The following is a 16,077-nucleotide window of genomic DNA, read 5'->3' as shown; positions in this document are numbered from 1 at the left end:
CCTGCATGGTGATGGTGGAGGCGCCTTGCGAGAGCTCGTCGGACAGGTTAGCCACGCCGGCGCGGATCACGCCGACATAGTCGATGCCGTCGTGCAGGTAGAAGCGCTCGTCCTCGATGGCGACCACCGCCTGCGTCAGCGCGGGCGGCAACTGGCCGATGGGGACGTAGCCGGGCGACTGCCGGAACGCGGCAAGCGCATCCAGCGTGGGAAGCTGGCGCTGGGCCACCAGTACCGCCAGCGTGCCCAGCAGGGCTGCGCCGAGCACCAGCAGCAGCACCAGCTTGATGAAGTTTGACCAGAGACGATTCATGGGCCGTATTGTGCCAGCACGCGGCGCATTGCAGCCGTGCGCGCGGTCCATCGGCCGTGTCGGCCGCGTGAGCCAGGTCGTCCGGCAGCGGCAGCGCGAGGATGGCCTTGGGAATTATCCCGCTGCCCGGCGCCGCCTGTCGAGGCCGGTCCGATGCGTCCATGACGCTGGTCAAAGAGTCGGTTCGCGCGTGGATTTCCCGCGTGCATTTCGGTGTCACAACTTGTGACCATTGCGCGGCAATGGGCTGGCGGGCGTCACATGCCGCGGGCCAGTGCGTCGCGCGCCGCAATGCATGCCGCGGCACACCGCACGCGGCGATCTGAAGATATTGGAGCGCATGATGAAGATTTTAGTGATGGGCCTGCGTGCTGGCGTTGACGCGGGCCGGCTGCGCGAAGCCCTGGCTGCCCATGTGCGCGTCAGGGATGTGGAGCTGATCTGCGACGGCGATCGCGCCCATCCGTGGGCCTGGGTCGACCTGGATCTCGACGATGTCGATCCCATGAGTGTGTGGAAACTGGTGGCAAGGCTCGATCACCGTTATATTGCTGGCTGCCATACGCGCTGGCATGTGCCCGCGCACCGCGCGCGCTGATGCGCGCGGATCATATTCAGGATAAGGACCGAGGCAAGCAATGCATGCTGGAGAGAACGAAGCGCAAGCCACGGCGCTGATGCTGGACAACGTGGTCAATCTGCGCGACCTCGGCGGCCTCGGCACGCAGGACGGTCGCCGCGTGCGCAGCGGCAAGCTGTTCCGCAGCGGCAATCCGGCCTTCGCCAGCGTGGCCGACATGGCGCGCCTGCGCGCGCTGCAACTCGACATGGTGATCGACTTCCGCTCTTCCGGCGAGAAATCGCCCGAAGAGGGTGCGTTCGGCCAGGCCTTCCGCWGGGTCGCCACGCCGGTGCTCGAAGGCAGCATGTCGATGGCGGAGCTGATGCCGCGCATGCGTGACGGCAGCCCCGCGCAGATGGAGGCCTTCATGCTGGAGGTCTACGGCGATTTTCCGCGCAAGTACCAGGCTGCCTTCGGCGGCTTCCTCAAGACCGCGGAAGCGGGCGGCAACCTGCTGTACCACTGCACCGCAGGCAAGGACCGCACCGGATTCGCGTCGTTGTTGCTGCTCGCCGGCCTGGGTGTCGGCCGGGAAGCCATCATGGCCAACTACCTGGAGTCCAATCACTGGAACCAGGGCTTCAACGCGCAGATGAGCGCGCGGGCCGCGCAGGGCGGCGTCGATCCCGAAGTGATGCGGCCGCTGCTGGAAGTGCGGGCGTCCTACCTGGAGGCGTCGATGCAGGCCATCGAGCGGGACTACGGCGGCATGGCGGCTTACCTCGGCGAGGTGCTCGCGGTGGATGTGCGGCGCCTGCGGCAGGCCTATCTGGCGTCCTAGGCCGCTTTCTCCGCCAGCATGATGCGCGCGGTATTCAGCGCGATCATGCCCTCCTCGTCCGTGGGCAGCACCAGCACTGGCACGCGGCTGCCGTTGCGGCTGATGCGCTGGCGGTTCTCGCCGTTGGCGGCGGCGTCCAGGCTGATGCCGAACAGGTCGGCCAGGCGCGCGCAGATCCGCTCGCGCACGGGCGGCGAATTGGCGCCGATGCCGGCCGTGAACACCAGCGCGTCGAGCCCGCCCAGCGTGGTGGCCAGCTTGCCGATTTCCTGCGCGGCGCGGTAGGCGTAGAAATCGATCGCCAGGCGCGCGCGCGGCGCGTCGCTGGCCARCAGGGCGCGCATGTCGCTGCTCACGCCGGACAAGCCCTTGAGCCCCGATTCCTGGTACAGCATGGTCTCGATGTCTTTGGTGCTCATGCCTTGCTGCGACAGCCACAGGACGGCGCCGGCGTCGATGGCGCCGCAGCGCGTGCCCATCGGCAGGCCGTCGAGCGCGGTGAGGCCCATGGTGGATTCGATGCTGCGGCCCTCGCGCATGGCGCACAGGCTGGCGCCGTTGCCGAGGTGCGCCACGATGACGCGGCCGGCGGAGAGATCGGGCGCCACCTGCTGCAGCCGGCGCGCGATGTACTCGTAGGACAGGCCGTGGAAGCCGTAGCGGCGGATGCCGCGCTCGAAGTTCGGCCACCTGTGCCACCGGGAAGCGTTCGTCGGCGACCACGCGGCCGTCGGCCATGCTCGCGGTCAGGCGCGGCGCCACGCCGATGCCCTCGATCTGGCCGTGCGCGCTGAGCACCGGGTTGATGTCGGGGCTGGCGTGCGCGGCCTCGGGTACGGTGTAGACCGAGACCTTGACGCTGGACGAGCCGGCATTGACGACGAGAATGGTGGGATGGGTGGCGCTCACGCTGGCATGCCTCCTTGCAACAACATCGATGGGAACGACCGGATGCGGCGATTCAGACCGCGGCGCTCGCCTGGGCGGTGCGCCGCGCATGCGCCAGCAGCACGGTGATGGCGCAGCTGCCGATGCGCGCGCGCACGCTGTCGGCGCGGCTGGTGAGGATGATGGGCACGCGTGCGCCCAGCACGATGCCGGCGGCTTCGGCGCCGGCCAGGAAGGTGAGTTGCTTGGCCAGCATATTGCCGGATTCGAGGTCCGGCACCAGCAGGATGTCGGGGTCGCCCGCCACCTCGGAGACGATGCCCTTGGTGACGGCGGCCTCGCGGCTGATGGCGTTGTCGAATGCCAGCGGGCCGTCGAGGATGCCGCCTTCGATCTGCCCGCGCCGGCTCATCATGCACAGCGCCGCGGCGTCGATGGTGGAGGGGATCTTGTCGGTGACCGTCTCCACCGCCGAGAGGATGGCCACCTTGGGGCTTGCGATGCCGAGCACGCGCAGCAGGTCGATCGCGTTGCGGCAGATATCGGCCTTGTCGTTGAGGGTGGGGAAGATGTTGACCGCGGCATCGGTGATGAACAGCGGCTTGTGATAGCTGGGCACGTCCATGGCGAACACGTGCGAGAGGCGGCGCGCGGTGCGCAGGCCGGTCGCGGAGGCGGTGACCTCGTGCATCAGCTCGTCGGTGTGCAGGCTGCCCTTCATCAGCAACTCGGCCTCGCCGGCGCGTATCGCCGCCACCGCGCGCGCGGCGGCGGCGTGGCTGTGTGGCACGTCGATCAGTACGGCGTCGCCCAGCGCCAGCGCATTGGCCTCGGCGACCTGGCGGATGCGCGCGGCGGGCCCGATCAGCAGCGGCACGATCAGGCCGAGGCTGGCCGCCTGCAGCGCGCCGCCGAGCGAGGATGCATCGCAGGGGTGCGCCACGGCGGTCGGAATGGCGGGCAGGTCGGCGCAGCGCGCGAGCAGGACGGAATACTTGTCGAGATTCTGGGTCATCGGCTTTCCAGTGCGTCCGGGTGAGTCGATCCGGGTGAGTCGATCCAGCGTCGGCGCGCGGGGGCGTGCTGCGTCGCGCAAAAAAAGCAAAGCCAAGTATAGGTCATGTTGCGGGCGCCAAGATGACACCGCGCAAGCGCGGCATGGCTTGGCGCGTCCGTGGCCGAGTGGCGCCCGCGCGGCGCCGGAGGGCGCTTGTCAAGCGTCGGGACCGCTGGTAGATTTGCTGTGCTGCAGGGCWACAATCCGGCAACGACCCGGTRCCTGCCCCTGCCTCCAACGCCACATGCAGGAGGAAGCCGAGTGAACGCACGTGTACCCGTCATCCAGTCTGGCAGCGAATACGGGGGCCGGGGATCCGGGCTGCCGATGCCCCCCGCGTGGTCCTACGCCATCGATGCCTGGCAGCGCGGCATCCTGTTGCTGGACATCCTGCGCGAGCGCGGCAACCAGACCTTGGAGCACGAGCGCGAAGGCATGCCGCCGGTGCTGGCGTTCAGCCACGAGATCGTGGTCGACGGCCGCACGCTCGCGCAGCCCGCCAACTATGCGCTGCTGCGCGTGCTGCCGCCGCCGGGCTGCGAAGACAGCGACGACACCAGTCGGCCCTTCGTGGTCATCGATCCGCGCGCCGGGCACGGCCCCGGCATCGGCGGCTTCAAGATCGACAGCGAGATCGGCATCGCGCTGCGGCGCGGCCATCCCTGCTACTTCGTCACCTTCTTCCCCGTGCCGTGCCCGGGGCAGACCATCGAGAGCGTGGCGCGCGCCGAAGCCGTGTTCCTCCAGGCCGTGGTCGAGCGGCACCCGCATGCGCAGGGCAAGCCCTTCGTGATCGGCAATTGCCAGGGTGGCTGGGCGCTGATGATGCTGGCCGCGGCCGCGCCCGATCTGCCCGGGCCGCTCCTGCTCGCTGGCTCGCCGCTGTCGTACTGGGCCGGCGTGCGCGGGCGCAATCCGATGCGCTACAGCGGTGGCCTGCTGGGCGGCTCTTGGCTGGCGTCGCTCGCGGCCGATCTCGGCAACGGCCGCTTCGACGGCGCCTGGCTGGTGCAGAACTTCGAGCAGCTCAATCCCGCCAACACCTTGTGGAAGAAGCTCTACGACGTGTACGCGAACGCCGACACCGAGCGCGAGCGTTTCCTCGCGTTCGAGCGCTGGTGGGGCGGCCACTTCCTGCTCAACCGCGCCGAGATCGACTGGATCGTGCAGAACCTGTTCGTCGGCAACCATCTCACGGCCGGCGAGGTGCGCAGCGCCGACGGCAACGTCACGGTGGACCTGCGCAACGTGCGCTCGCCGATCGTGGTCTTTGCKTCCTGGGGCGACAACATCACGCCGCCSCAGCAGGCGCTGGACTGGATCCCCGATCTCTACGCCAGCGTCGACGAGATCGTCGCCAACGAACAGGTCATCGTCTACTGCCTGCACGAGAAAGTAGGGCACCTCGGCATCTTTGTCTCGGCCAGCGTGGCCAACCGAGAGCACACCGAGCTGATCTCCGCGCTGGACCTGATCGACGTGCTGCCGCCCGGCCTGTACGAGGCGCGCATCGAGGACATCGCACCTGATACTTCGCACCTGGAGCTGATCGACGGCCGCTACCTGGTGCGCTTCGAGCGCCGGACCATCGCCGATATCCTCGCGCTCGACGACGGCCGCGAAGACGAGCAGGCCTTCGAGGTGGTGCGGCGCGTGGCGCAGGTCAATCAGCGCCTGTATGACACCTTTGTCTCGCCGGCGCTGCAGGCCGTGACCTCCGAAGCGGGCGCCTACGCAATGCGGCAGATGCATCCCGCGCGGCTGGAGCGCTCGCTGGCGTCCGACGCGAATCCGTGGATGGCGTGGATTGCAGCGCTGGCGCCCGCGGTGCGCGAGGCGCGCCAGCCCGTGGCGCAGGACAATCCTTTCCTGGCGCTGGAGCGCGCTGCGTCGGACGGCATCGTGCGCATGCTGGATGCCTGGCGCGACCAGCGCGACGCTGGCTGCGAGCAGCTGTTCGAGGCGCTGTACCAGTCGCCCTGGCTGTCTGCGCTGGTGGGCTTCGCGCCCGGCGCGCAGCGGCGCGGGCCGCCGCCGCAAAGCGTGGCGCTGCGCGAGGAGCTGACCGCCCGTCGCATCCACGATGCGCGGCAGCAGATCGACCAGGGCACGCCGCTGGATGCCTTCATGCGAATCCTTGCCTATGTCGCCGACGAGAGCGCGGGGATCGAGGAGCGTCCCTTCAACCTGATGCGCAAGATGGCGAAGGAGCACCTGGCGCAGCAACCGGACATTGCGACCGTCAAGGCCACGGTCAAGCGCCAGAGTTTTATCGTCGGGCTCGATCCCGCGCGCGCGGTGGCCGCGTTGCCACAGCTGTTGCCGGACGGCGCGCAGCGCCACCGCGTGATGGTGGCGATCCACCGCATCCTTACCGTGCGCGCGCCGCTCGAAGGCGCGAGGCTGGCGCGCTACCGCGAGGTTGCGCGCGTGCTGGGTACCGATCACACGGCACGGCCGGCGCCGGTCGGCGCGCCCGTGCCGGCAGCCGGCGCCACCGATGCGGCCGAATCCAACTCCTGAACGAACGAGGCTTCTCATGACGCAAGTTCCGAATCCCCCCTTGCTGGGCGCTCGCGTGCTGGTGGTCGGCGTGGCCAATGCGGAATCCATCGCATGGGGCTGCGCGCGCGCCTTCCGCGAGCTTGGCGCCGAGATCGCGCTGACCTATCTCAACGACAAGGCCTACCCGCATGTGGCGCCGCTGGCCGAGGCGGTAGGCGCGACCATCCTGATGCCGCTCGACGTGGAAGATCCCGCGCAGGAGCAGGCGCTGTTCGAGCGCATCGCGCAGCAATGGGGCAAGCTCGACGCGCTGGTCCACTCGGTGGCGTTCGCGCCGAGGGAGGACCTGCACGGTGGCCTGCTCAATTCGTCGGCGTCCGGCTTCGCGCGCGCCATGGATGTGTCCTGCCATTCCTTCGTGCGCCTGGCGCGGCGCGCGGTGCCGCTGATGAGCGACGGCGGCAGCCTGTTCGCGATGAGCTACGAGGGCGCCGTCCGGGTGGTGCCGAACTATGACCTGATGGGTCCGGTCAAGGCTGCGCTCGAGGCCACCTGCCGCTACCTGGCGCACGAGCTGGGCCCGCGCGGCATCCGCGTGCACGCGATCTCGCCCGGCCCGCTCAAGACCCGTGCCGCCTCCGGCCTGAAGGATTTCGAGCGGCTGCTGGCCGACGCTGCCGGGCGCGCGCCGCTCGGCGAGCTGGTGGACATCATGGACGTGGGCTTCGCCACCGCCTACCTGGCCACGCCGTACGCGCGCCGCATTTCCGGCAACACCGTCTACGTGGATGGCGGCGTGCACATCATGGGGTAGCGCCTTGCCGGCCCGCGCCGCCTACAATGGTTGAAACAACAAGGGCCGGTGCCGTCCACGCGTACGCGCGCCCCTCCTATCGGGAGCACGACATGAAGGTACTCATCCGGGGCCTGCACCGCGATGTGACCGAACCGATGCTGCGCGAAAAGCTGGCGCCCTACGCGCCTGTCATCTCGGTGGAAATGGTGCGCGAGGGTGACCCGGAGCACCCGTGGGCCTGGGTCGACCTGGCCGTCGACCCGTTTACGGCGTGGCGCCTGCTGCGCCAGTTCGACCGCCAGTATTTCGCCGGCAGCATGATGCGCTGGTATATCCCCGCCCACCAGGGCTAGGCGCGCCGGCATGTCCGGATTGGCATTACCATAGCTGGCTGTGCCACTTTGCGGCGCTGCCCTGGCGCAGCGCCCCTCCACGCATGCTAGAACTCGACGGTGCGATCTGGTTTCGCTCCGGCAGCCGGGACTGGGGCGGCCGCGAGCGCATCGCCCTGCTGGCGGCGATCGGCGAGCACGGCTCGATCACCGCCGCGGCCAAGGCCGTGGGCCTGAGCTACAAGGCCGCCTGGGACGCCATCGACGCGATGAACAACAGCGCTGGCGAGCCCCTGGTGGTGCGCGCCACCGGCGGCAAGGGCGGCGGCGGCACGGTGCTGACCGCGCGCGGCCAGAGCCTGATCCGTACCTATCGCGCGCTCGAGCTGGAACACCAGCGCTTCATCGCCCACCTTGCCAGCCTGGGCAACCTTGCCGAGCCCGCGCAGGATGACCTCGACCTGATCCGCCGCTTCATGGTCCGGACCAGCGCGCGCAACAAGCTGTTCGGCACGGTGGCGGCGATCCGCGCCGGCGCCGTCAACGACGAGGTCGCGCTGGCGCTGGCGGGCGGCCAGCAGGTCATCGCCACGATCACCCATGAAAGCGTGCAGACGCTGGGCCTGGCGCCGGGCGTGGAGGCCTTTGCCCTGGTCAAGGCGTCCTCGGTACTGCTTGGCCTGCCGGACTCGGGCCTGCGGCTGTCGGCACGCAACCAGTTGCCCGGCAGCGTGGCGCGCGTGCTGCCCGGCGCGGTCAGCACCGAAGTGGCGCTCGAACTCGATGGCGGCGGCACCGTGGTGTCCGTCGTCACCAGCGACAGCGYGGCGGCGCTGGGGCTCGTGCAAGGCAGCCGTGCGCTGGCCGTGTTCAAGGCTTCGAGCGTGATCCTCGGCACCCTGTGAGCGGCGCGGCGCCCGGCCGCGCTAGAATCCGGCCTCCGCGCCGCGGCGGCAGAAGCGGCGGTGGCGGCTGCAGCGGCGGCAATGAGCAGAACAACAAGAACCGAATGAAGAAAACGCCCGGGCATCGCTCCCGCCTGACCATTTTTTGCTGGCCGCACGGCCATTGCACGGCGCGCGCCGGCCTGCCGGCGGGAGGGCGCTGAGCATGGACGCCGCCATTGCCGGCTTCAGCCTGGGGCTGTCGCTGATCCTCGCCATCGGCTCGCAGAATGCCTTCGTGCTGCGCCAGGGCCTGCGGCGCGAGCACGTGTTCTGGGTCTGCCTGGTGTGCGCGCTGTCCGACGCCGCGCTGATCCTGATGGGCGTGTCGGGCTTCGCCGTGCTGATGCGCAAGCTCCCGTGGCTTGGCGACGCCATGCGCTACGGCGGCGCGGCCTTCCTGCTGTGGTACGGCGCGCGCAGTTTCTGGGCCGCGTGGCGCACCTCGGGCGTACTCGCGCCGAGCGATGCGCAGCCGCGTCCGCTGGCGGCCACGCTGGCGGTGTGCCTGGCGCTGACCTGGCTCAACCCGCATGTGTACCTCGATACGGTGATGCTGATCGGCTCGGTTTCCACCCAGTTCGCCGGACGCGCGAGCGCTTTCGCGGCCGGGGCGATGGTGGCCTCGTTCGTATTCTTTTTCGCGCTGGGCTACGGCGCCGCGCTGCTGCGGCCGGTGTTCGCCAGGCCCACGGCGTGGCGCGTGCTGGAGATCGTGATCGGCATCACCATGTGGGTCATCGCCGCGCGGCTGCTGCTGGACTGAGATGCCGCGACACCGCGCAACCAGCACGGAAACACGGAAACACGGAAACACGGAAACACGACATGCCTAGAAACGTGGAAATCAAGGCCCGCATCGCCAGCATCGATGCGCTGGTCCCGCTGGTGGCCCCGCTGGCCGATCACGGGCCGGAACGGATCGAGCAGGACGATACCTTCTTCCGCTGCGCCAGCGGCCGGCTGAAGCTGCGCGCGTTTGCCTCGGGCGAGGGGCAACTGATCTTCTACGCGCGCGCCGACCAGGCCGGGCCCAGGGAGAGCCACTACATCATCTCGCCGACGGCGGCACCCGATTCATTGCGTGCCGCGCTGGCGGCGGCCTGGGGCGAGGACGGACGTGTGCGCAAGACGCGCGTGCTCTACCTGGCGGGCCGCACGCGCGTGCACCTGGACCGGGTGGAAGGGCTGGGAGATTTCCTCGAGCTGGAAGTGGTGCTGGCCGAAGGCGAGCCGGCCGCGGCGGGCGTGGCCGAAGCGCACGCCTTGCTGGCCAGGCTCGGGGTGGCGCAGGAGCAGCTGGTGGAAACCGCCTACGTGGACCTGCTGCGCGCGGGGTAAGGCAGGAGCGGGGCGCGGGTGGCTACACCCGCGCCGATGCCGGCGCATAGACCTGCGGATGGCCTTTCACCGGCCCGCCCCCGTGGATGCGCCCGTCGCGCACCTCCAGCACATGATCCCCGAGCGCTTCCACATCATCGGGGTCATGCGAAATCACCAGCATCGGCACCTCGAGATCGGCCTGCAAGGCCTTCAGCTCGGTGCGCATGCGTACGCGCAGCGCGGGGTCCAGCGCGGAGAACGGCTCGTCGAGCAGCACGATGTCCGGCTGTGCAACCAGCGCGCGCGCCAGCGCCGTGCGCTGCTTCTGGCCGCCGGAGATCTCGCCGGGATAGTTGCCGGTGATCGCGCCCAGGCCAAAGGCATCGATCCAGCGCCGTGCTTCGGGGTGGCTGGCCTTGCGGCGCGGGTTGCGCCAGCCGCGCTCGAGCCCGAAGGCGATGTTCTGCGCCACCGTCAGGTGGGGAAACAGCGCGTAGTCCTGGAACAGGTAGGCCACGCGGCGCTCCTGCGGGCGTACGTTGACATGGGCCTGGCTGTCGAACAGGGTGCGGTCGTTCAGCACGATGCGGCCGCTGTCGGGCCGCAGCAGGCCGGCGATGGCCCGCAGCGTGAGGCTCTTGCCCGCGCCCGAGGGGCCGAACAGCGCGATGCGGCGGCTCGTGGAGTCGAAGGCGATGTCCAGCGAGAAGCGGCGGTCGTCGGAGCCGAGATCCTTGCGGACTGTCACATGCATGCTCATGGCGGATCTACCCTAAGGCCTTGCGGCTGGATGGCACCAGCCGGCCTGCCGCCACCAGCAGCACCACGCAGGTGACCGAGGTCACCAGCACCAGCAGGTTGGCGGTATTGTCGTCGCCGGCCTGCACGGCCTCGTAGATGGCGACCGACAAGGTTTGCGTGCGGCCCGGCAGGTTGCCGGCCACCATCAGGGTGGCGCCGAACTCGCCCAGGGCCCGCGCGAAGGCCAGCAGCACGCCGGCGATGATGCCGCGCGCGGCCAGCGGCAGCGTGACGCGGAAGAAGATGCCGGCCTCCGGCGTGCCGAGCACGCGCGCGGCGTCCTCGTACTGGGTGTTCACACCCTCGAAGGCGGCGCGCGCGGACTTGAGCACCAGCGGGAAGGCGACGATGGTGGACGCCAGCACCGCGCCCTGCCAGGTGAAGACCAGCTCGATGCCGGCGCGGCCCAGCCATTCGCCCAGCACGCCGCGGCGCCCCACCATGACCAGCAGGTAATAGCCCATCACGGTGGGCGGCAGCACCAGCGGCAGCGTGAGGATGGCGTCGACCACGTCGCGCGCGCCGGAGCGCCAGCGCGACAAGGCATAAGCCGCGGCCACGCCGAGCACAGTGTTGAGCACGGTGGCCCAGCCCGCTACCTTGAGCGACAGCGCCAGCGGGACCCAGACGGATTGCAGGGAATTCATAAGGATGGCCGGCCGGACCAGGCGGGCCGGCGGCGGGAGGAGCCGGGCCCGGTTCCCGCACCCGGCTCGCGCGTGAGGGTCAGGGCTTCAGGAAGCCATACTTGGCCAGTACGGCCTGGCCTTCGGCCGACAGCACATAGCTGACGAAGGCGGAGGCCTCGGCCGGCTGCCTGGCGATGGCGGTGACGGCGATCGGGTAGGTGACCGGCTGGCGGGTCGGCACGCGCAGCGCCACCTTGACCTTGTCCGGCATGATGGCCGCGTCGGTGGCGAAGACGAAGCCGGCCTCGACTTCGCCGCGCGCCACGTAATCCAGGCTCTGGCGCACGTTCTGCGCCATCACGCCCTTGGCCGACACGGCGTCCCACACGCCCGCGGCTTCCAGCGCGCCCTTGGTATAGCGGCCCACCGGCACCGAGGCCGGGTTGCCGAAGGCAATGCGCTTGAACTCGGGCTTGGCCAGATCCTGCAGCTTGCCCACTTCCTGCTTGCTGTCGGCCGGCAGGATCAGCGCGAGCTGGTTGGCGGCGAAGTCGCGGCGCGTCGAGGCGTTCACCACGCGCGCGGCCTCGGCCTTGGTCATCGCATCCTGGTCGGCGGAGGCGAACACGTCGGCCGGCGCGCCGTTGACGATCTGCTGCATCAGCACGTCCGAGGCGCCGAAGTTCAGGATCACCTTGGTCTGCGGATGCGCGCGCTCATAGGACTCCGCCAGCGACTTGAAGGCGTTGGTCAGGCTGGCTGCGGCCGATACCACCAGGTCGGCGCCGAAGGCGGCCGGCGCGGACAGCGCCAGCGTGGCGGACAGCAGCAGGCCGGCCGCGAACGAAGCGGTCCGGCGGGTGCCGCGCGATCGACGGGGCAGGGCGGGCGAAGCGGGGATCGGTTGCATGGGCATGGCGGTGCGCAGGTTGGCGTAGCTGGGGTAGCTGGAGTAGCGGACTTAGCAGGCAGGACGGGCCCGCAAGCCTGCCAAATGCGCAATATATGACGGTATATAACGCGGCGTCAATGGCACATTCGCCAGCTTCGGCATGCCTTGCGCGCGATGACCGGGGCGCGCATGCATGCCATCTGCGCCGTCACGGCCGTGTAACCGGTGCGTCACCCTGCTGCCATTGACGCCCGCGACAATGTCCGGCGCCGGGCGCCACGCAAAAAAAATGCCGGCGGGTGGCCGGCATCACGCCTTGCGAATGAGGGGCCCGCGCTCATGCCGGCGGGTTGATGTCCTTGAAGGCGCTCTTGAGCATCTGGCGCAGCTCCGGTCCATCCTCGTGCTGGTGGACCTGCACCGCATGCTGCACGGCGACCTGGAGCAGTTCGTCCTCGGTGTCGGCGCTGAGGGCGACCGTGCACTTGGACTCGCTGGGGAAATCGCGGCAATCGATGTATTTGCGTCCCATGGGTGACTCCTGACGCGGGTGAGGGTTGTGTATCGGCCGGGGCAGCTGCCGTGTCCCGGTGGCAGCGTCCCGCTGCGTGCCGCCGGGCCGCGTGTTCAGTATAGGGCGGCCGCCGCAAAAACCCGCCCTCGCCGTCAGATCGGCTATCCTCGAGCGTCACTTAGTCCATGGCACCAGCCGACACCCAACCCCCGACACCAAAGCCAAGATGAAATCGATCTACCTAGCCGGTTTCGACGTCTTCCGTGCCAACGCCGTCGCCTACGGCGAACGCCTGAAAGCGCTGTGCGCCCAGCACGGCTTTGCGGGCCTGTATCCGCTCGACAAGGCCGCCCCGGCGGGCCTGCCGGGGCCCGATACCGCACGCTGGATCTACGAGGCCAATATCAACCTGCTGCGCCGCGCCGATATGGTGATGGCCAATCTCGACGACTTCCGCGGGCCCGGCGAGCCGGATTCGGGGACGGTGTTCGAGGTCGGCTTCGCGGTGGCATTGCAGAAGCCGGTGTGGGGCTACAGCAGCGACGCCGGCACCTTGCTCGAGCGGGTGGGCGTGGCGAAGGCCGCATCGGGCGAGATGCTCGATGCGCGCGGCTTCGTGGTGGAGGATTTCGGCCTGGGCAAGAACCTGATGCTGGCCTGCTCCGTGAAGCTGGTGGACGGCGGGCCGGCGCAGTGCCTGGCGGCGATGGCGGAAGCCGAGCGGCGGCGCAGTTGCCGCGGCAACGGTACGCAGGCCGAAGACTGAACAGCGGCGGGGGCTACCCCTGCGGTCAGCGCCGCAATGCGTCCATGCCGGCGGCGATGTCGTCGGCCGTGTTGGCCACGATCTGGCGGTAGGCGGCCACCACGCCGTCCACCGCGCCCGGCGCCGGCAGTTCGGCCTGGGTGCGGCCGGCGCTGATCTTGCCATCGGGCAGGCGGCGCACGGTCCAGTTGATGGTGGCGCTGGCGCGCTGGCCGACGCTGGCCTCCAGGCGCACCACTTCGGTCGTGATGCGGTACACCGGCGCCACGTCCGACAGGCCCTGCTGGTAGGTGTCGACCGCGCCGAGCCGGGCCTGCAGCTGCTGCGAAAGCGCATCGCGAAGTTCGTCGGGCAGCGGCGCGGACCAGCGCGACAGGTCGAGCAGCCTGAGCTCGCCGTCCTGGCCGTCGCGTACCACCAGTTGGGGGCGGTTCAACCGCTCCGGCACGCGCACCGGCGCCACCTCGATCCACATCGGCTGTGCGGCGGCGGCGGGAGCGGCTGCGTCGGCGCCGCCGGCGCCCTGCGCCAGCGTGTAATAGCGCGGATCGGGCGAGGCGCAGCCGGGCAGCAGCGCGGCCGCGAGCGGCAGGGCGAGCAGCACGGCAGACATCATCTTGCGGGTCATCATTGTTTCTCCGGCTTGCCGCGCACCAGCGCTTCGGGGTGGCGTTCCAGGTAGTCGGTCAGCGCGCGCAGCGACGCCGCGGTGCGCGTGAGCTCCTGCATCATGCGGCGCGTGTCTTGCTGCAGCGGCGCGTCGGAGGCCAGCGTGCCGCTGGCGGCGCTGAGCGTCTTGCGGGCGTCCTGCAGCGCGGCCACCACCTGCGGGGCCACGTCGCCGTTGAGCTGGCTGACCAGCTTGTCGGCGCCGGCGAGCATGGTGTTGAGCGAGGCCATGGAGGTACGCACGTCCTGGCCGATCTGCTCGAACGGCACCTTGTCGATCTTGTTGACGATGTCGCCCAGCTTGGCCTGGAGTTCGTCGAAGGTGCCCGGCGTGGTGGCCAGTTCGGGCATCGCGGCGTTGAGGTCCACGTTGACCGGTGGCGCCTTGGGGAAGAAGTCCAGCGCCACGTAGAGCTGCCCGGTCAGCAGGTTGCCGGTGCGCAATTGCGCGCGCATGCCGCGCTTGATCAGGGTCTGGACGATGTTGCGGGCACGATTGACGTCTTCCATGTCGCGCGCGCGGAAGCCCATGCGCGAGGGATAGAGTTCCACCACCACCGGTAGCCGGAAGGCCTTCTTGTCGCTCAGGTACTCGATGCCGATCGAGCGCACCTGGCCCACCACCACGCCGCGGAAGTCGACCGGCGCGCCGGGCGAGAGCCCGCGCACCGACTGGTCGAAGTTCAGCACGGCGAGCGATGGTATCAGTTCCTCGGGCTCCTTCATCGCTTCGGTCTGGTCGCTGGAGAGCAGGAACTGGGTGTTCTCGTTGGCGGCCGCGGTCACTCTGCTGTCGTCCGGCGCCTGGAAGGCCACGCCGCCCAGCAATACCGTCACCAGCGACTGCGTATTGAGCTTGAAGCCGCCGGCGTCGAGCTTGATGTCCACGCCGCTGGCGTGCCAGAAGCGGGTATCGGCCGTGACCAGGTTATCGTAGGGCTTGTTGATGAACACGCGCAGCGAGAGATCGCGCCCGTTGGGCTCGAGCTGGTAGGCCACCACCTGCCCCACCTGCACGCGGCGGTAGTAGACCGGCGAGCCTATGTCGAGCGAGCCGAGATCGGCGGCGCGCAGCAGGAACTGCTTGCCCGAGGCATCGGTGGTGACCGCGGGCGGCACTTCGAGCCCGGTGAAGTCGCGCACGCGCTCCTCGGACTTGCCGGCGTCCACGCCGATATAGGCACCCGACAGCAGCGTCTCCAGCCCCGAGATGCCGCTGGTGGCGAAGCGCGGGCGCACCACCCAGAAGCGTGTGTCCTTGGCGGAAAAGCTGGCCGCGTCCTGGGTCAGGTCGATCTTGGCGATCACGTGCGAGCGGTCAGGCGCCAGGCGCACCGACTTGACCAGGCCGATGTCCACGTCCTTGTAGCGCACCGGCGTCTTGCCAGGCGTGAGGCCTTCGGCGGTGCGGAAGGTGACCGTGATCCCGGGGCCGCGCTCGGCCAGCGTGTGGATCAGCAGCGAGAGCCCGACCACGGCGGCCACGATCGGAATCAGCCATACCAGCGAGGGCAGCCAGCGTGCGCGCCTGCGGCGCTCGGGCGCGGGCGGCAGCGGCGGAGGTGGCGGCGGAGCAGAGGGGTTGTCAAGGTCGGGCATCGTTTGTATCCAGCGAATCCCACAGCAGGCGGGGATCGAAACTGAGTGAGGCCAGCATGGTCAGCACCACCACGGAGCCGAAGGCCATGGCACCGGCGCCGGGGATGATGGTGGCGAGCGCGCCCGCGCGCACCAGCGAGGCCAGCAGCGCTACCACGAAGATATCGAGCATCGACCAGCGGCCGATGACTTCCACCAGGCCGTACAGCCTGGTCTGCTGGCGGATGCGCCAGCGCGAGCGAAAGTGCACGGACAGCAGCAGCAGCGTGAGGATCATCATCTTCAGCAGCGGCACCACGATGCTGGCGATCAGCACCACGATGGCCAGCAGGTTCGATCCCGACAGCCACAGGTAGACCACGCCGGAGAAGATGGTGTCGCGCTGCGTGCCGAGGATGGACTGGGTCACCATCACCGGCAGCAGGTTGGCGGGGATATAGAGGATGAAGGCCGACAGCAGGAAGGCCCAGGTGCGCGTGAGGCTCTGCGGCTTGCGGTGGTGCAGGGTGGCGCCGCAGCGCGGGCAGGGCTCGCCCGCCAGCGCGCGCGGGCTGAGCGCGTCGCAGGCGTGGCAGGACACCAGCCCCATCGAGGTGGCGGTGGGCACCTGCGGCAGCGGCTTTGCCTCGTCGTCGTCGGTCAGTTC

18 protein-coding genes and 1 pseudogene are annotated in these 16,077 nt (G+C 69.4%); 9 read left to right on the top strand and 10 right to left on the bottom strand.

Features of this window, described 5'->3' with window-relative positions:
- The coding region (locus AC1DO7_RS33130; RefSeq protein WP_477117060.1) for a transglycosylase domain-containing protein at nucleotides 1-313 on the bottom strand (313 nt) is incomplete at its 3' end.
- Between the two features lie 343 nt (nucleotides 314-656).
- Here AC1DO7_RS33130 and AC1DO7_RS33125 point away from each other — a divergent pair.
- Nucleotides 657-911, top strand: a complete 255-nt coding sequence (locus tag AC1DO7_RS33125; protein WP_441612732.1) for an RNA-binding protein — start codon at nucleotides 657-659, stop codon at nucleotides 909-911.
- 40 nt (nucleotides 912-951) lie between these two features.
- Nucleotides 952-1,716: a tyrosine-protein phosphatase gene (locus AC1DO7_RS33120; RefSeq protein ID WP_477117059.1), complete on the top strand. Its 765-nt coding sequence runs from the start codon at nucleotides 952-954 to the stop codon at nucleotides 1,714-1,716.
- Here the strand turns inward: AC1DO7_RS33120 and AC1DO7_RS33115 are convergent.
- Together AC1DO7_RS33115 and AC1DO7_RS33110 are read right to left on the bottom strand one after the other, a co-directional pair.
- Nucleotides 1,713-2,625 (bottom strand): annotated as a pseudogene (locus AC1DO7_RS33115) (acetate/propionate family kinase). The gene AC1DO7_RS33120 and the pseudogene AC1DO7_RS33115 sit on opposite strands and share 4 nt — an antisense overlap.
- A gap of 52 nt (nucleotides 2,626-2,677) precedes the next feature.
- Nucleotides 2,678-3,619, bottom strand: coding sequence for a phosphate acetyltransferase (locus AC1DO7_RS33110; RefSeq protein ID WP_441612645.1), 942 nt, complete (start codon nucleotides 3,617-3,619; stop codon nucleotides 2,678-2,680).
- 303 nt (nucleotides 3,620-3,922) lie between these two features.
- On the opposite strand from AC1DO7_RS33110, the gene AC1DO7_RS33105 reads away from it, so the two are divergent.
- From AC1DO7_RS33105 to AC1DO7_RS33080, 6 genes are all read left to right on the top strand, one after another.
- Nucleotides 3,923-6,184, top strand: coding sequence for a DUF3141 domain-containing protein (locus tag AC1DO7_RS33105; protein ID WP_441612644.1), 2,262 nt, complete (start codon nucleotides 3,923-3,925; stop codon nucleotides 6,182-6,184).
- Between the two features lie 16 nt (nucleotides 6,185-6,200).
- Nucleotides 6,201-6,980, top strand: a complete 780-nt coding sequence (gene fabI, locus AC1DO7_RS33100; protein ID WP_441612643.1) for an enoyl-ACP reductase FabI — start codon at nucleotides 6,201-6,203, stop codon at nucleotides 6,978-6,980.
- Nucleotides 6,981-7,072: 92 nt separating this feature from the next.
- Nucleotides 7,073-7,315: an RNA recognition motif domain-containing protein gene (locus AC1DO7_RS33095; RefSeq protein WP_441612642.1), complete on the top strand. Its 243-nt coding sequence runs from the start codon at nucleotides 7,073-7,075 to the stop codon at nucleotides 7,313-7,315.
- 83 nt (nucleotides 7,316-7,398) lie between these two features.
- Complete coding sequence (locus tag AC1DO7_RS33090) at nucleotides 7,399-8,199, top strand: TOBE domain-containing protein (RefSeq protein ID WP_477117058.1); 801 nt, start codon at nucleotides 7,399-7,401, stop codon at nucleotides 8,197-8,199.
- Nucleotides 8,200-8,404: 205 nt separating this feature from the next.
- The gene (locus AC1DO7_RS33085; RefSeq protein ID WP_441612639.1) at nucleotides 8,405-9,004 is read left to right on the top strand and encodes a LysE/ArgO family amino acid transporter; all 600 of its coding nucleotides are present in this window, start codon (nucleotides 8,405-8,407) and stop codon (nucleotides 9,002-9,004) included.
- 62 nt (nucleotides 9,005-9,066) lie between these two features.
- The gene (locus tag AC1DO7_RS33080; protein ID WP_441612638.1) at nucleotides 9,067-9,579 is read left to right on the top strand and encodes a class IV adenylate cyclase; all 513 of its coding nucleotides are present in this window, start codon (nucleotides 9,067-9,069) and stop codon (nucleotides 9,577-9,579) included.
- A gap of 22 nt (nucleotides 9,580-9,601) precedes the next feature.
- Here the strand turns inward: AC1DO7_RS33080 and AC1DO7_RS33075 are convergent, their stop codons facing one another.
- The 4 genes from AC1DO7_RS33075 to AC1DO7_RS33060 form a co-directional block, all read right to left on the bottom strand.
- Nucleotides 9,602-10,321, bottom strand: a complete 720-nt coding sequence (locus tag AC1DO7_RS33075) for an ATP-binding cassette domain-containing protein (protein WP_441612637.1) — start codon at nucleotides 10,319-10,321, stop codon at nucleotides 9,602-9,604.
- 7 nt (nucleotides 10,322-10,328) lie between these two features.
- Complete coding sequence (gene modB / locus AC1DO7_RS33070; RefSeq protein WP_441612731.1) at nucleotides 10,329-11,000, bottom strand: molybdate ABC transporter permease subunit; 672 nt, start codon at nucleotides 10,998-11,000, stop codon at nucleotides 10,329-10,331.
- An 88-nt stretch (nucleotides 11,001-11,088) separates the two neighbouring features.
- Entirely contained in the window at nucleotides 11,089-11,901 is an 813-nt protein-coding gene (modA, locus tag AC1DO7_RS33065) for a molybdate ABC transporter substrate-binding protein (RefSeq protein WP_441612636.1), read from the bottom strand.
- 319 nt (nucleotides 11,902-12,220) lie between these two features.
- Nucleotides 12,221-12,415, bottom strand: coding sequence for a DUF1059 domain-containing protein (locus tag AC1DO7_RS33060; RefSeq protein ID WP_441612635.1), 195 nt, complete (start codon nucleotides 12,413-12,415; stop codon nucleotides 12,221-12,223).
- A gap of 208 nt (nucleotides 12,416-12,623) precedes the next feature.
- Between AC1DO7_RS33060 and AC1DO7_RS33055 the strand changes: the two genes are divergently transcribed.
- Nucleotides 12,624-13,163: a nucleoside 2-deoxyribosyltransferase gene (locus AC1DO7_RS33055; protein WP_441612634.1), complete on the top strand. Its 540-nt coding sequence runs from the start codon at nucleotides 12,624-12,626 to the stop codon at nucleotides 13,161-13,163.
- A 25-nt stretch (nucleotides 13,164-13,188) separates the two neighbouring features.
- Here AC1DO7_RS33055 and AC1DO7_RS33050 read toward each other — a convergent pair whose 3' ends face one another.
- From AC1DO7_RS33050 to AC1DO7_RS33040, 3 genes are all read right to left on the bottom strand, one after another.
- Complete coding sequence (locus AC1DO7_RS33050) at nucleotides 13,189-13,794, bottom strand: PqiC family protein (RefSeq protein WP_441612633.1); 606 nt, start codon at nucleotides 13,792-13,794, stop codon at nucleotides 13,189-13,191.
- Complete coding sequence (locus AC1DO7_RS33045) at nucleotides 13,791-15,431, bottom strand: PqiB family protein (protein WP_441612632.1); 1,641 nt, start codon at nucleotides 15,429-15,431, stop codon at nucleotides 13,791-13,793. Before AC1DO7_RS33045 ends, AC1DO7_RS33050 begins: the two co-directional genes overlap by 4 nt.
- The coding region (locus AC1DO7_RS33040) for a paraquat-inducible protein A (RefSeq protein ID WP_477117057.1) at nucleotides 15,418-16,077 on the bottom strand (660 nt) is incomplete at its 5' end. The genes AC1DO7_RS33040 and AC1DO7_RS33045, both read right to left, overlap by 14 nt.

Source organism: Cupriavidus sp. 05N40, assembly GCF_056397305.1.
Note: the sequence above shows the minus strand (reverse complement) of the source record. Positions and strands in the feature narration are given on the sequence as shown.